Origin of the sequence: Pseudomonas sp. SF2 (genome assembly GCF_036858055.1) — a bacterium.
Lineage (GTDB): Bacteria > Pseudomonadota > Gammaproteobacteria > Pseudomonadales > Pseudomonadaceae > Aquipseudomonas.
Window position 1 is genome coordinate 1 of sequence record NZ_JAMBDI010000063.1, and the last position, 15,509, is coordinate 15,509.

Sequence of the window (15,509 nt, forward strand, 5' to 3'; positions counted from 1 at the left end):
CGTCGGCGCCGGCGTCGTAGCAAAAATTATTGAATAAGTAGTTGATTTACTTGATCAGGCCGGTATAATGGCCGGCCTGATACAGCGTTACAGGTCAGTAGCTCAATTGGCAGAGCGACGGTCTCCAAAACCGTAGGTTGGGGGTTCGATTCCCTCCTGACCTGCCATTTCACCTCGGTGTGATGGCTTTCTTCTCACAGGATCCTCCTCGATGACTCCCAAAACTGAAGCCCAAGAATCGCGTTTTGATCTGTTCAAGTGGCTGGCTGTAGTGGCTTTGGTGGTTGTCGGCGTAGTGGGTAATCAGTATTACTCCGCCTCCCCGATCCTGTATCGCGTCCTCGCACTTCTCGTCCTGGCTGCTGTCGCGGGCTTTGTAGCTCTGCAGACTGCGAAGGGCAAGTCGTTCTTTGCGCTGGCGAAGGAAGCTCGTACCGAGATTCGTAAAGTCGTGTGGCCGACCCGCCAGGAAACCACCCAGACCACGCTGATTGTCGTGGCTGTCGTGCTGGTTATGGCACTGCTGCTGTGGGGTCTTGATTCCCTGCTCGGCTGGGCGGTCTCCTTGATCGTTGGCTAAAGGTGTCCCGTGGCTAAGCGTTGGTATGTTGTGCATGCTTACTCGGGTTACGAGAAGCATGTAATGCGCTCCCTGATCGAGCGCGTCAAGCTGGCTGGCATGGAAGACGATTTCGGCGAGATCCTGGTCCCGACCGAAGAAGTCGTCGAAATGCGCAACGGCCAGAAGCGCAAGAGTGAGCGTAAATTCTTCCCTGGCTATGTACTGGTCCAGATGGAGATGAGCGAAGGGACTTGGCACTTGGTCAAGGACACCCCTCGTGTGATGGGCTTTATTGGCGGTACTGCAGACAAGCCTGCGCCGATCACCGATAAAGAAGCTGAGGCTATCCTGCGTCGCGTTGCTGACGGTAGCGACAAGCCGAAGCCGAAGACGCTGTTCGAGCCGGGTGAAGTGGTTCGAGTCATTGACGGTCCGTTCGCTGACTTCAATGGTAGTGTCGAAGAGGTTAACTACGAAAAGAGTCGCCTGCAGGTGGCGGTACTCATTTTCGGTCGCTCTACTCCGGTGGAGCTCGAGTTCAGCCAGGTCGAAAAGGTCTAGGCGGACAAAGCATCCCATACCCCGCAGCCCTGTGTGCTGCGGGGTTTTGTCGTCACTGGGATAAAACGCAAGTCATCCGGGGAGCCATCAGGCGTTCGTACCCGATATTGGAGTAGCTCATGGCTAAGAAGATTCAGGCTTACATCAAGCTGCAAGTTAAGGCCGGCCAGGCCAACCCAAGCCCACCCGTTGGTCCAGCACTGGGTCAACACGGTGTGAACATCATGGAATTCTGCAAGGCCTTCAACGCCCGTACCCAGGGTCAAGAAGCCGGTCTGCCGACTCCTGTGATCATCACTGTCTACAGCGACCGTAGCTTCACCTTCGAGACCAAGAGCACCCCTGCCTCGGTTCTGCTGAAGAAAGCTGCTGGCCTGACCAGTGGTTCGGCTCGTCCGAACACCGTTAAAGTCGGTACCGTTACCCGTGCTCAGCTGGAAGACATCGCGAAAGCCAAACAGGCTGACCTGACTGCCGCTGACCTGGACGCTGCTGTACGCACCATCGCTGGCTCTGCCCGCAGCATGGGCCTGAACGTGGAGGGTGTGTAATGGCTAAGCTGACCAAACGCCAAAAGGCAATCGCCGAGAAAATCGAAGCAGGCAAGGCCTACAACTTCGAAGAAGCGGCCACTCTGCTGGCTTCGCTGCCGGCTGCCAAGTTCGTAGAGTCCTACGACATCGCCGTTAACCTCGGTGTTGACCCGCGTAAATCCGACCAGGTCGTACGTAGCGCTACTGTGCTGCCACACGGCACTGGCAAGACCGTTCGCGTTGCCGTCTTCACCCAGGGCCCAGCTGCTGAAGCCGCTCTGGCTGCCGGCGCTGACCGCGTAGGTATGGACGATCTGGCTGCCGAAATGAAAGGCGGCGACCTGAACTATGACGTCGTCATCGCATCGCCTGATGCCATGCGTGTCGTAGGTCAGCTGGGTCAGGTTCTGGGTCCTCGCGGCCTGATGCCTAACCCGAAAGTTGGTACCGTGACCCCAGACGTAGCCGGCGCCGTCAAGAACGCCAAGGCTGGTCAGGTTCGCTACCGTACCGACAAGAACGGTATCATCCACACCTCCGTTGGCAAGGTCGGCTTCGAAGCTGGCAAGCTGAAGGAAAACGTTGAAGCCCTGATCGCTGATCTGAAGCGTATCAAGCCAGCTTCCTCGAAAGGTATCTACGTCAAGCGCGTTACCCTGAGCACCACCATGGGCCCAGGTCTGGTCATCGATCAGAGCTCGCTGAACGTGTAAGAACTTGGTGGCGCGACTTGTCGCGCCACCAGCAAAAATTGGGGTCCCTGCCTGGCGGGGGCTATCCAAGACCGTAGGCGGCGCAAGCCTTAAAACACCAGCCCACGCAGATGGTGCTCCCGATTCGTTACCGAATCAGACACCAAAACGACATCCGGCTTCGGCCAGATGAAACGGTAGAAACCAGGAGTAAACCCGTGGCAATTAAACTCGAAGACAAGAAGGCCATCGTCGCTGAAGTCAACGAGGCTGCCAAAGTCGCTCTGTCCGCTGTCGTGGCTGATGCCCGTGGTGTGACTGTAGGCGCAATGACCGGACTCCGTAAAGAGGCCCGCGAAGCTGGCGTTTACGTACGTGTCGTACGTAACACCCTGCTGAAGCGCGCTGTTGAAGGCACCGAATTCTCGATCCTCAACGACGCGTTCAAAGGCCCGACCCTGATTGCTTTCTCCAACGAACACCCGGGCGCTGCTGCTCGTCTGTTCAAAGAGTTCGCCAAGGGTCAGGACAAGTTCGAGATCAAGGCAGCTGCGTTTGACGGCAAGTTCCTTGCCGCTAACCAGATCGACGTGCTGGCAACCCTGCCAACTCGCGACGAGGCTATCGCACAGCTGATGAGCGTGATCCAAGGTGCAACCAGCAAGCTGGCTCGTACCCTGGCAGCTCTGCGCGACCAGAAAGAAGCTGCTGCTGCCTAAGGCACGCGCACCTCTTTCAAAATCATACGTTTAATTTGATGGCTGCGTAGGCTGTCACCCCAATACAGGATTTAAGTCATGTCTCTGACTAACGAACAAATCATCGAAGCGATCGGCCAGAAAACTGTTCTGGAAATTGTTGAACTGATCAAAGCGATGGAAGAAACCTTCGGCGTTACCGCTGCTGCCGCTGTTGCCGCTGGCCCAGCTGTTGCTGCCGCTGCTGCTGAAGAGCAGACCGAGTTCAACGTCGTTCTGGCCGAAGCTGGCGACAAGAAAGTAAACGTGATCAAGGCCGTTCGTGAACTGACCGGTCTGGGCCTGAAAGAAGCCAAAGAGAAAGTCGACGGCGCTCCTCAGGTTATCGCTGAAGGCGTTTCGAAAGAAGCCGCTGAAGACGCGAAGAAGAAGCTGGAAGAAGCTGGCGCTAAAGTCGAGCTGAAGTAATCTCGACCTTGCGACTCCAGTCCGAGCGTTGAGCGAAGGGCTGATGGCTGGTGGCTTATGCCACCGGCCTTTTTCCGTTATTGGTGGCCGGTCAGGCCGGCCCCGATAACAAGCTGCAAGACACCCATGTGGGTGGCGCAAACCAAGGGGTTTGCACGATTTTCTGGCTGCTCCCGCCGGGAGAAGCCAAACAAGCAGGTGACCAAGCTGGGGAACGCTGATGGCTTACTCATACACTGAGAAAAAACGTATCCGCAAGGACTTTAGCAAGTTGCCGGACGTCATGGATGTGCCTTACCTCCTGGCCATCCAGCTGGATTCGTATCGCGAATTCCTGCAAGCGGGAGCATCCAAGGATCAGTTCCGCGACGTCGGCCTGCACGCGGCCTTCAAATCGGTATTTCCGATCATCAGCTACTCCGGCAATGCTGCCCTGGAGTACGTAGGCTATCGCCTGGGCGAACCCGCCTTCGATGTGAAGGAATGTGTCCTGCGTGGCGTGACCTTCGCGGTCCCACTGCGGGTCAAGGTGCGCCTGATCATCTTCGACAAGGAATCGTCGAACAAAGCGATCAAGGACATCAAAGAGCAAGAAGTCTACATGGGTGAAATCCCCCTGATGACTGAGAACGGTACCTTCGTAATCAACGGTACCGAGCGTGTGATCGTTTCCCAGCTGCACCGTTCGCCTGGTGTGTTCTTCGACCACGACCGTGGCAAGACTCACAGCTCCGGCAAGCTGCTGTACTCCGCTCGCATCATCCCTTACCGCGGTTCGTGGCTGGACTTCGAGTTCGACCCGAAGGACTGCGTGTTCGTACGTATCGACCGTCGCCGCAAACTGCCGGCCTCGGTGCTGCTGCGTGCGCTGGGTTACAGCACTGAAGAAGTGCTGAACACCTTCTACACCACCAACGTCTTCCACATTTCCGGCGAGAAACTCAGCCTGGAACTGGTGCCGCAGCGTCTGCGTGGTGAGGTTGCGGTCATGGATATCCATGACGAAACCGGTAAAGTCATCGTCGAGCAGGGCCGCCGTATTACCGCGCGCCACATCAACCAGCTCGAGAAGGCCGGCGTCAAGCAGCTGGACGTTCCTATGGAATACGTCCTGGGCCGCACTACCGCCAAGGCCATCGTGCATCCGGCTACCGGCGAGATCCTGGCCGAATGCAACACCGAGATGACCACCGAACTGCTGATCAAGGTCGCCAAGGCACAGGTCGTCCGTATCGAGACCCTGTACACCAACGACATCGATTGCGGTCCGTTCATCTCCGACACCCTGAAGATCGACACCACCAGCAACCAGCTGGAAGCCCTGGTCGAGATCTACCGCATGATGCGTCCTGGCGAGCCGCCAACCAAGGATGCTGCCGAGACCCTGTTCAACAACCTGTTCTTCAGCGCCGAGCGTTACGACCTGTCCGCCGTTGGCCGCATGAAGTTCAACCGTCGTATCGGTCGTACCGAGATCGAAGGTTCGGGCGTGCTGAGCAAGGAAGATATCGTCGAGGTTCTGAAGACCCTGGTCGACATCCGTAACGGCAAAGGCATCGTCGACGACATCGACCACCTGGGTAACCGTCGCGTACGTTGCGTCGGCGAGATGGCCGAGAACCAGTTCCGCGTTGGCCTGGTGCGTGTCGAGCGCGCGGTCAAGGAACGCCTGTCGATGGCGGAAAGCGAAGGCCTGATGCCGCAAGACCTGATCAACGCCAAGCCGGTTGCGGCGGCGGTGAAAGAGTTCTTCGGCTCCAGCCAGCTGTCCCAGTTCATGGACCAGAACAACCCGCTCTCCGAGATCACCCACAAGCGCCGCGTCTCCGCACTCGGCCCAGGCGGTCTGACCCGTGAGCGTGCCGGCTTCGAAGTCCGTGACGTACACCCGACCCACTACGGCCGTGTGTGCCCGATCGAGACCCCTGAAGGTCCGAACATCGGTCTGATCAACTCCCTGGCAGCCTATGCCCGCACCAACCAGTACGGCTTCCTGGAAAGCCCGTACCGCGTGGTGAAGGAAGGCGTGGTCAGCGACGACATCGTGTTCCTGTCGGCTATTGAAGAAGCGGATCACGTCATCGCCCAGGCTTCGGCCGCGATGAACGAGAAGAAGCAGCTGATCGATGAGCTGGTAGCTGTTCGTCACCTGAACGAATTCACCGTCAAGGCGCCGGAAGACGTCACCCTGATGGACGTTTCGCCGAAGCAGGTTGTTTCCGTCGCTGCGTCGCTGATTCCGTTCCTCGAGCACGACGACGCCAACCGTGCATTGATGGGTTCGAACATGCAGCGTCAGGCTGTACCGACCCTGCGCGCCGACAAGCCGCTGGTAGGTACCGGCATGGAGCGCAACGTTGCCCGTGACTCCGGTGTCTGCGTGGTTGCTCGCCGCGGTGGTGTGATCGACTCGGTCGACGCCAGCCGTATCGTTGTTCGCGTTGCCGACGACGAAGTGGAAACCGGCGAAGCAGGTGTGGATATCTACAACCTGACCAAGTACACCCGTTCGAACCAGAACACCTGCATCAACCAGCGTCCGCTGGTGAGCAAGGGTGACAAGGTTCAGCGTGGCGACATCATGGCCGACGGCCCGTCCACCGACATGGGTGAACTGGCACTGGGTCAGAACATGCGCATCGCGTTCATGGCGTGGAACGGCTTCAACTTCGAAGACTCCATCTGCCTGTCCGAGCGTGTGGTCCAGGAAGACCGCTTCACCACCATCCACATCCAGGAACTGACCTGTGTGGCGCGTGACACCAAGCTTGGCCCAGAGGAAATCACTGCGGACATCCCGAACGTGGGTGAAGCCGCACTGAACAAGCTGGACGAAGCCGGTATCGTCTACGTGGGTGCCGAAGTCGGCGCTGGCGACATCCTGGTCGGCAAGGTAACGCCAAAAGGCGAAACCCAGCTGACTCCGGAAGAAAAACTGCTGCGCGCAATCTTCGGTGAGAAGGCCAGCGACGTTAAGGACACCTCCCTGCGCGTGCCAACCGGCACCAAGGGTACCGTCATCGACGTACAGGTCTTCACCCGTGATGGCGTCGAGCGCGACAGTCGCGCCCTGGCCATCGAGAAGATGCAGCTGGACGAGATCCGCAAGGACCTCAACGAAGAGTTCCGCATCGTCGAAGGTGCAACCTTCGAGCGTCTGCGTTCTGCCCTGAACGGCCAGGTGGTCGACGGTGGCGCGGGCCTGAAGAAAGGCACCGTGATCACTGACGAAGTGCTGGACGGTCTGGAGCACGGCCAGTGGTTCAAACTGCGCATGGCCGAAGATGCACTGAACGAGCAGCTGGAAAAGGCTCAGCAGTACATCGTCGATCGTCGCCGTCTGCTGGACGACAAGTTCGAAGACAAGAAGCGCAAGCTGCAGCAGGGCGATGACCTGGCACCGGGCGTACTGAAGATCGTCAAGGTTTACCTGGCAATCCGCCGTCGCATCCAGCCGGGTGACAAGATGGCCGGTCGTCACGGTAACAAGGGTGTTGTCTCGGTAATCATGCCGGTCGAAGACATGCCGCACGACGCCAACGGTACTCCGGTCGATGTCGTACTGAACCCGCTGGGTGTACCTTCGCGTATGAACGTCGGTCAGATCCTCGAAACCCACCTGGGCCTGGCGGCCAAGGGCTTGGGCGAGAAGATCGACCGCATGATCGAAGAGCAGCGCAAGGCCGCTGAACTGCGCGTGTTCCTGACCGAGGTCTACAACGAGATCGGCGGTCGCCAGGAAAACCTGGACGAGTTCACCGACGAAGAGATCCTGGCCCTGGCCCACAACCTGAAGAAGGGCGTGCCAATGGCTACCCCGGTCTTCGACGGTGCCAAGGAGCGCGAGATCAAGGCCATGCTGAAGCTGGCCGACCTGCCAGAGAGCGGCCAGATGGTGCTGTTCGATGGCCGTACCGGCAACAAGTTCGAGCGTCCTGTGACCGTTGGTTACATGTACATGCTCAAGCTGAACCACTTGGTGGACGACAAGATGCACGCGCGTTCCACTGGTTCCTACAGCCTGGTTACCCAGCAGCCGCTGGGTGGTAAGGCGCAGTTCGGTGGTCAGCGTTTCGGGGAGATGGAAGTGTGGGCGCTGGAAGCATACGGCGCGGCATACACCCTGCAAGAAATGCTCACAGTGAAGTCGGACGACGTGAACGGCCGTACCAAGATGTACAAGAACATCGTGGATGGCGATCACCGTATGGAGCCGGGCATGCCCGAGTCCTTCAACGTGTTGATCAAAGAGATCCGTTCGCTCGGTATCGATATCGATCTGGAAACCGAATAACACGTGACGCGAAGGGGAGTGGGGCAGGTAATGCCCGCTCCCTGCTCCGCCAGGAGGAAAGGCCTTGAAAGACCTACTGAATTTGCTGAAAAACCAGGGTCAAGTCGAAGAGTTCGACGCCATCCGCATCGGTCTGGCGTCGCCTGAAATGATCCGTTCGTGGTCGTTCGGTGAAGTTAAGAAGCCGGAAACCATCAACTACCGTACGTTCAAGCCTGAGCGTGACGGCCTGTTCTGCGCCAAGATCTTTGGCCCAGTCAAGGACTACGAGTGCCTGTGCGGCAAGTACAAGCGCCTCAAGCACCGCGGCGTGATCTGCGAGAAGTGCGGCGTTGAAGTTGCCCTGGCAAAAGTTCGTCGTGAGCGCATGGCGCACATCGAGCTGGCCTCGCCGGTTGCCCACATCTGGTTCCTGAAATCGCTGCCGTCCCGTATCGGCCTGCTGATGGACATGACCCTGCGTGACATCGAGCGCGTGCTCTACTTCGAGAGCTACGTCGTTATCGATCCGGGCATGACCACCCTGGAAAAGGGCCAGCTGCTGAACGACGAGCAGTACTTCGAAGCGCTGGAAGAGTTCGGTGACGACTTCGACGCCCGCATGGGTGCCGAGGCTGTTCGCGAGCTGCTGCATGCTATCGACCTGGAGCACGAGATCGGTCGCCTGCGCGAAGAAATTCCGCAGACCAACTCGGAAACCAAGATCAAGAAGCTGTCCAAGCGCCTGAAGCTGATGGAAGCGTTCCAGGGCTCGGGCAACCTGCCTGAGTGGATGGTCCTGACCGTCCTGCCAGTGCTGCCGCCGGACCTGCGTCCGCTGGTTCCGCTGGATGGTGGCCGCTTCGCGACCTCCGACCTGAACGACCTGTATCGTCGGGTGATCAACCGTAACAACCGTCTGAAGCGCCTGCTGGATCTGTCGGCGCCGGACATCATCGTGCGCAACGAAAAGCGCATGCTGCAGGAAGCGGTCGACGCCCTGCTGGACAACGGCCGTCGTGGTCGCGCCATCACTGGCTCGAACAAGCGTCCGCTGAAGTCCCTGGCCGACATGATCAAAGGTAAGCAAGGTCGCTTCCGTCAGAACCTGCTCGGTAAGCGTGTGGACTACTCCGGCCGTTCGGTAATTACCGTAGGCCCGACCCTGCGTCTGCACCAGTGCGGTCTGCCGAAGAAGATGGCCCTCGAGCTGTTCAAGCCGTTCATTTTCGGCAAGCTGGAAATGCGTGGTCTGGCGACCACCATCAAGGCTGCCAAGAAGATGGTCGAGCGCGAGCTGCCAGAGGTGTGGGACGTGCTCGCCGAGGTGATCCGCGAACACCCCGTGCTGCTCAACCGTGCACCGACCCTGCACCGTCTGGGTATCCAGGCCTTTGAACCGGTTCTGATCGAAGGTAAGGCTATCCAGCTGCACCCGCTGGTCTGTGCCGCGTACAACGCCGACTTCGACGGTGACCAGATGGCCGTTCACGTGCCGCTGACCCTGGAAGCCCAGCTCGAAGCGCGCGCGCTGATGATGTCGACCAACAACATCCTGTCGCCAGCCAACGGTGAGCCAATCATCGTTCCGTCGCAGGACGTGGTACTGGGTCTGTACTACATGACCCGTGAAGCCATCAACGCCAAGGGCGAAGGTCGCGTGTTCGCCGACCTGCAGGAAGTCGACCGCGTATTCCGCGCCGGCGAGGCTGCCCTGCACGCGAAAATCAAGGTTCGTATCAACGAAACCGTGAAAGAGCGTGACGGTTCCGTGGTCAAGAACACCCGCATCGTCGACACCACCGTCGGCCGTGCGCTGCTGTTCCAGGTTGTACCGGCAGGCCTGCCGTACGACGTGGTCAACCAGCCGATGAAGAAGAAGGCGATCTCCAAGCTGATCAACCAGTGCTACCGCGTGGTTGGTCTGAAAGAGACCGTTATCTTCGCTGACCAGCTGATGTACACCGGTTTCGCTTACTCGACCATTTCCGGCGTTTCCATCGGTGTTAACGACTTCGTTATCCCGGACGAGAAAGCCCGCATCATCGGTACCGCTACCGACGAAGTGAAGGAAATCGAGAGTCAGTACGCCTCCGGCCTGGTAACCCAGGGCGAGAAGTACAACAAGGTCATCGACTTGTGGTCGAAGGCGAACGACGAAGTGTCCAAGGCGATGATGGCCAACCTCTCGAAAGAGAAGGTCATCGACCGCGAAGGCAAGGAAGTCGAGCAAGAGTCCTTCAACTCGATGTACATGATGGCTGACTCTGGTGCGCGTGGTTCGGCAGCCCAGATCCGTCAGCTGGCCGGTATGCGTGGCCTGATGGCCAAGCCGGACGGCTCCATCATCGAGACGCCGATCACCGCGAACTTCCGTGAAGGTCTGAGCGTTCTGCAGTACTTCATTTCGACCCACGGTGCTCGTAAGGGTCTGGCGGATACCGCACTGAAGACTGCGAACTCCGGTTACCTGACTCGTCGTCTGGTAGACGTTGCCCAGGATCTGGTGGTTACCGAGATCGACTGCGGCACCGACCAGGGCCTGCTGATGACCCCGCACATCGAAGGCGGCGACGTTGTAGAGCCGCTGGGTGAGCGTGTACTGGGTCGTGTCATCGCCCGTGACGTGTTCAAGCCAGGCACCGAGGACGTCATCGTTCCGGCCGGTACCCTGGTTGACGAGAAGTGGGTCGAGTTCATCGAGCTGAACAGCATCGACGAAGTGGTCGTGCGTTCGCCGATCAACTGCGAAACCCGCTACGGCATCTGCGCCAAGTGCTACGGTCGTGACCTGGCTCGCGGTCACCAGGTGAACATCGGTGAAGCTGTCGGCGTTATCGCTGCCCAGTCGATCGGTGAGCCGGGTACCCAGCTGACCATGCGTACGTTCCACATCGGTGGTGCTGCGAGCCGTACCTCGGCTGCCGACAGCGTCCAGGTGAAGAACGGCGGTATGGTGCGTCTGCACAACCTGAAGCAGGTAGAGCGTGCTGATGGCAACCTTGTTGCCGTATCGCGTTCGGGCGAGTTGGCCATTGCCGACGAGTTCGGTCGTGAGCGTGAGCGCTACAAGCTGCCTTACGGTGCGGTGATTTCGGTCAAGGAAGGTGACAAGGTCGAAGCTGGCGCCATCGTCGCCAAGTGGGACCCGCACACCCACCCGATCGTTACCGAACTGAAAGGTACCGTGACCTTCGTGGGCATGGAAGAAGGCATTACCATCAAGCGTCAGACCGACGAATTGACCGGTTTGACCAACATTGAAGTTCTGGACGTCAAGGATCGCCCTGCCGCTGGTAAGGAAATCCGTCCGGCGATCAAGATGGTCGACGCTTCTGGCAAGGACCTGTACCTGCCAGGTACCGACGTACCTGCCCAGTACTTCCTGCCGGCCAACGCCCTCGTCGGTGTGGCTGACGGTGCCCAGATCGGTGTTGGTGACGTTATCGCGCGTATCCCGCAAGAAACGTCGAAGACCCGTGACATCACCGGTGGTCTGCCGCGCGTTGCCGACCTGTTCGAAGCACGCCGTCCGAAAGAAGCCTCGATTCTGGCTGAAGTCAGCGGCACCATCGCGTTCGGTAAGGAGACCAAGGGCAAGCGTCGTCTGGTCATCACCCCGACCGACGGTAGCGATCCGTACGAAGAGCTGATTCCGAAGTGGCGCCACCTGAACGTCTTCGAAGGCGAACAGGTAAACCGCGGCGAAGTTATCTCCGACGGCCCGAGCGATCCGCACGACATCCTGCGTCTGCTGGGTGTGAGCGCGCTGGCGAAGTACATCGTCAACGAGATCCAGGACGTTTACCGTCTGCAAGGCGTTAAGATCAACGACAAGCACATCGAGACCATCCTGCGTCAGATGCTGCGCAAGGTCGAGATCTCCGAGTCGGGCGATTCCAGCTTCATCAAGGGCGACCAGATGGAACTGACCCAGGTACTGGTAGAGAACGAGCGTCTCGCCGCCGAGGACAAGTTCGTCTCCAAGTTCACCCGCGTGCTGCTGGGTATCACCAAGGCGTCGCTGTCGACCGAGTCGTTCATCTCCGCGGCTTCCTTCCAGGAAACCACCCGCGTACTGACCGAAGCGGCGGTAACCGGCAAGCGCGACTACCTGCGCGGCCTGAAAGAGAACGTGGTCGTGGGTCGTCTGATCCCGGCCGGTACTGGTCTGGCCTACCACAGCGAGCGCAAGCGTCGCCGTGATGCCGACAAACCGCTGCGTGTGAGCGCCAGTGAGGTGGAAGCCGCACTGACCGAAGCGCTGAATTCCAGCGGTAACTAAGTACAGGGCAGGGCCCCGGCAAGCCCCGAATGGTCATCGACGACATGAAATGTTGCCGATGATCGGACGGGGAGGGCCGGGGCCTCGTCTTGACTGGGTGCAAGATCCTCTTTAGACTTTTGTACCCTTAAATTTGGTGAGGCTCCGTCTCGCCAATTTTTGGCTTTCTTGCAAGACAATAGAGTCGCAAGACAATCAGTGGAGCTAGTAGATGGCAACTATCAACCAGCTGGTACGTCAGCCGCGTAAGCGTTCGGTCGAGAAGTCCGACGTTCCTGCGCTGCAGAACTGCCCGCAGCGTCGTGGCGTGTGCACCCGCGTGTACACCACCACGCCGAAAAAACCTAACTCGGCACTGCGTAAAGTATGCCGTGTGCGTCTGACCAACGGTTTCGAGGTTTCCTCGTACATCGGTGGTGAAGGCCACAACCTGCAAGAGCACAGCGTCGTCCTGATCCGTGGCGGCCGTGTAAAAGACTTGCCAGGTGTTCGTTACCACACCGTTCGCGGCTCTCTGGATACTTCGGGCGTTAAAGGCCGTAACCAGGGTCGTTCGAAGTACGGTACCAAGCGTCCGAAGTAATCGGTCGTTTGCAGACATCCATTTATTTGAGTCGATAAGAGTAAGGTCGGGCAGGGGTCGAAAGACCTGGTCCCGGGCTAACCTGAAGACCGTTTGAGGGCTTATCATGCCAAGACGTCGTGTAGCAGCAAAACGTGAGATCCTTGACGATCCGAAGTACGGATCCCAGATTCTCGCCAAGTTCATGAACCACGTGATGGAAAGCGGCAAGAAGGCTGTAGCCGAGCGCATCGTTTACGGTGCCCTGGATACCGTCAAAGCACGCAAGAACAGCGACCCCCTGGAAATCTTCGAGAAAGCTCTCGACGCCATCGCTCCGCTGGTCGAAGTTAAGTCCCGTCGTGTCGGCGGTGCCACTTACCAGGTTCCGGTTGAAGTTCGTCCATCCCGTCGTAACGCTCTGGCAATGCGCTGGCTCGTAGACTACGCCCGCAAGCGCGGCGAGAAGTCGATGGCTCTGCGCCTGGCCGGCGAGCTGCTGGATGCTGCTGAAGGCAAGGGTGCTGCAGTCAAGAAGCGTGAAGACGTGCACCGTATGGCCGAGGCCAACAAAGCGTTCTCGCACTACCGCTTCTAATTCAAGCATCAATCATTTTGCGAGGGCTTTATGGCTCGTACTACAGCAATTAACCGCTACCGTAACATCGGTATCTGCGCCCACGTTGACGCGGGCAAGACTACCACTACCGAGCGGATCCTGTTCTACACAGGTCTGAGCCACAAGATGGGCGAGGTGCACGACGGCGCCGCGACCACCGACTGGATGGTGCAGGAGCAGGAGCGCGGTATCACCATTACCTCCGCTGCCGTTACCACCTTCTGGAAAGGTTCCCGTGGTCAGTATGACAACTACCGCGTAAACGTCATCGATACCCCCGGCCACGTTGACTTCACCATTGAAGTAGAGCGTTCGCTGCGTGTACTCGACGGCGCGGTCGTTGTGTTCTGCGGTACCTCCGGCGTTGAGCCGCAGTCCGAAACCGTATGGCGTCAGGCCAACAAGTACGGCGTTCCACGTGTTGTCTACGTGAACAAGATGGACCGTGCTGGTGCCAACTTCCTGCGCGTTGTCGGCCAGATCAAGAACCGCCTGGGTCACACCCCGGTTCCGGTCCAGCTGGCTATCGGTGCAGAAGACGACTTCCAGGGTCAGGTTGACCTGATCAAGATGAAAGCCATCTACTGGAACGAAGACGACAAGGGCACCACCTACCGCGAGGAAGAAATTCCTGCGGATATGGTCGACCTGGCTAACGAATGGCGCAACAACATGGTTGAAGCTGCCGCCGAAGCCAACGAAGAGCTGATGAACAAGTACCTTGAAGAAGGTGACCTGTCCGTCGAAGACATCAAGGCCGGTCTGCGCGCGCGTACCCTGGCCAGCGAGATCGTTCCGGCTGTCTGCGGTTCGTCGTTCAAGAACAAGGGCGTTCCCCTGGTTCTCGACGCCGTTATCGACTTCCTGCCTGCTCCGACCGAGATTCCTGCGATCAAGGGTATCCACCCTGATCTGGCCGAAGTGCCGAAGGATGAAATCACCGAAGCGCAGCAGGACGAGCGTCACGCTGACGACGCAGAGCCGTTCTCGGCCCTGGCGTTCAAGATCGCTACCGACCCGTTCGTAGGTACCCTGACCTTCGTTCGCGTTTACTCGGGCGTTCTGACCTCTGGTGACTCGGTCATCAACTCGGTCAAAGGCAAGAAAGAGCGCGTTGGTCGTATGGTGCAGATGCACGCCAACCAGCGTGAAGAGATCAAGGAAGTGCGCGCTGGCGACATCGCGGCCCTGATCGGCATGAAGGACGTTACCACTGGTGAAACCCTGTGCGACGCTGACAAGCCAATCATCCTTGAGCGCATGGACTTCCCGGAGCCAGTGATTTCGCTGTCTGTCGAGCCGAAGACCAAGCAGGACCAGGAAAAGATGGGTATCGCTCTGGGCAAACTGGCTCAGGAAGACCCGTCGTTCCGCGTCAAGACCGACGAAGAGACTGGCCAGACCATCATCTCCGGTATGGGTGAGCTGCACCTGGACATCATCGTTGACCGCATGAAGCGTGAATTCAACGTTGAGGCCAACATCGGCAAGCCGCAGGTTTCGTACCGCGAGAAGATCACCAAGTCCGGTGTCGAGATCGAAGGCAAGTTCGTTCGCCAGTCGGGCGGTCGTGGTCAGTTCGGTCACTGCTGGATCCGTTTCTCGGAGCCAGAGCAGGACGACAAGGGCAACATCACCGAAGGTCTGGTGTTCTCCAACGAAGTCGTTGGTGGTGTAATTCCTAAGGAATACATCCCTGCGATCCAGAAGGGTATCGAAGAGCAGATGAAAAACGGCGTTGTTGCCGGTTATCCTCTGATCGGCCTGAAGGCCGCGGTATTCGATGGTTCGTACCACGACGTCGACTCCAACGAAATGGCGTTCAAGATCGCCGCTTCGATGGCAACCAAGCAACTGGCCCAGAAGGGCGGTGGCGTGGTTCTCGAGCCGATCATGAAGGTCGAAGTTGTAACCCCGGAAGACTACCTGGGTGACGTGATGGGTGACCTGAACCGTCGTCGTGGTCTGGTCCAGGGTATGGATGAGTCGGTCTCTGGCCGTGTCGTCCGCGCTGAAGTTCCGCTCGGAGAGATGTTCGGTTACGCAACCGACGTTCGTTCCATGTCTCAGGGTCGCGCAAGCTACTCCATGGAATTCTCCAAATACGCCGAAGCTCCGTCGAACATCGTCGAAGCACTCGTTAAAAAACAAGGCTAATCCCCTTTAGGCAAGAGGTTCACTGTCGTGGCTAAAGAAAAATTTGATCGTTCCCTTCCCCACGTTAACGTCGGCACCATCGGCCACGTTGACCACGGT

The 15,509-nt window shown here is 58.4% G+C and carries 11 protein-coding genes, 1 tRNA gene and 1 pseudogene; all 13 read left to right on the plus strand.

Features of this window, described 5'->3' with window-relative positions; translation table 11 throughout:
- The first annotated feature begins 91 nt into the window (after window positions 1-91).
- A tRNA-Trp gene (locus M2S36_RS23920) sits at window positions 92-167 on the plus strand.
- Between the two features lie 44 nt (window positions 168-211).
- Window positions 212-580 carry a preprotein translocase subunit SecE gene (secE, locus tag M2S36_RS23925; RefSeq protein ID WP_003257081.1) on the plus strand — a complete coding sequence of 123 codons (369 nt, stop codon included), beginning with the start codon at window positions 212-214 and terminating at the stop codon, window positions 578-580.
- A gap of 9 nt (window positions 581-589) precedes the next feature.
- Window positions 590-1,123 (plus strand): transcription termination/antitermination protein NusG, encoded by a 534-nt coding sequence (gene nusG / locus M2S36_RS23930; RefSeq protein WP_333957983.1) that lies wholly within the window; start codon window positions 590-592, stop codon window positions 1,121-1,123.
- Window positions 1,124-1,242: 119 nt separating this feature from the next.
- Window positions 1,243-1,674, plus strand: coding sequence for a 50S ribosomal protein L11 (gene rplK / locus M2S36_RS23935; protein WP_003255500.1), 432 nt, complete (start codon window positions 1,243-1,245; stop codon window positions 1,672-1,674).
- Window positions 1,674-2,369, plus strand: a complete 696-nt coding sequence (gene rplA, locus M2S36_RS23940) for a 50S ribosomal protein L1 (RefSeq protein WP_013970629.1) — start codon at window positions 1,674-1,676, stop codon at window positions 2,367-2,369. The genes rplK and rplA overlap by 1 nt, the downstream gene beginning before the upstream one ends.
- 197 nt (window positions 2,370-2,566) lie before the next feature.
- Window positions 2,567-3,067 carry a 50S ribosomal protein L10 gene (gene rplJ, locus M2S36_RS23945; RefSeq protein WP_003257082.1) on the plus strand — a complete coding sequence of 167 codons (501 nt, stop codon included), beginning with the start codon at window positions 2,567-2,569 and terminating at the stop codon, window positions 3,065-3,067.
- Window positions 3,068-3,145: 78 nt separating this feature from the next.
- Window positions 3,146-3,514 carry a 50S ribosomal protein L7/L12 gene (gene rplL, locus M2S36_RS23950; RefSeq protein ID WP_182323865.1) on the plus strand — a complete coding sequence of 123 codons (369 nt, stop codon included), beginning with the start codon at window positions 3,146-3,148 and terminating at the stop codon, window positions 3,512-3,514.
- 220 nt (window positions 3,515-3,734) lie between these two features.
- Window positions 3,735-7,808 carry a DNA-directed RNA polymerase subunit beta gene (gene rpoB / locus M2S36_RS23955; RefSeq protein ID WP_013970631.1) on the plus strand — a complete coding sequence of 1,358 codons (4,074 nt, stop codon included), beginning with the start codon at window positions 3,735-3,737 and terminating at the stop codon, window positions 7,806-7,808.
- Between the two features lie 64 nt (window positions 7,809-7,872).
- Window positions 7,873-12,072: a DNA-directed RNA polymerase subunit beta' gene (gene rpoC, locus M2S36_RS23960; protein WP_063911036.1), complete on the plus strand. Its 4,200-nt coding sequence runs from the start codon at window positions 7,873-7,875 to the stop codon at window positions 12,070-12,072.
- Window positions 12,073-12,283: 211 nt separating this feature from the next.
- Complete coding sequence (gene rpsL / locus M2S36_RS23965; protein WP_003255492.1) at window positions 12,284-12,655, plus strand: 30S ribosomal protein S12; 372 nt, start codon at window positions 12,284-12,286, stop codon at window positions 12,653-12,655.
- 106 nt (window positions 12,656-12,761) lie between these two features.
- Window positions 12,762-13,232 carry a 30S ribosomal protein S7 gene (gene rpsG / locus M2S36_RS23970; RefSeq protein WP_003246741.1) on the plus strand — a complete coding sequence of 157 codons (471 nt, stop codon included), beginning with the start codon at window positions 12,762-12,764 and terminating at the stop codon, window positions 13,230-13,232.
- 30 nt (window positions 13,233-13,262) lie between these two features.
- Window positions 13,263-15,410 (plus strand): elongation factor G, encoded by a 2,148-nt coding sequence (gene fusA, locus M2S36_RS23975; protein WP_061551336.1) that lies wholly within the window; start codon window positions 13,263-13,265, stop codon window positions 15,408-15,410.
- Between the two features lie 27 nt (window positions 15,411-15,437).
- Window positions 15,438-15,509: pseudogene (locus M2S36_RS23980) on the plus strand (GTP-binding protein); the annotation flags it as partial.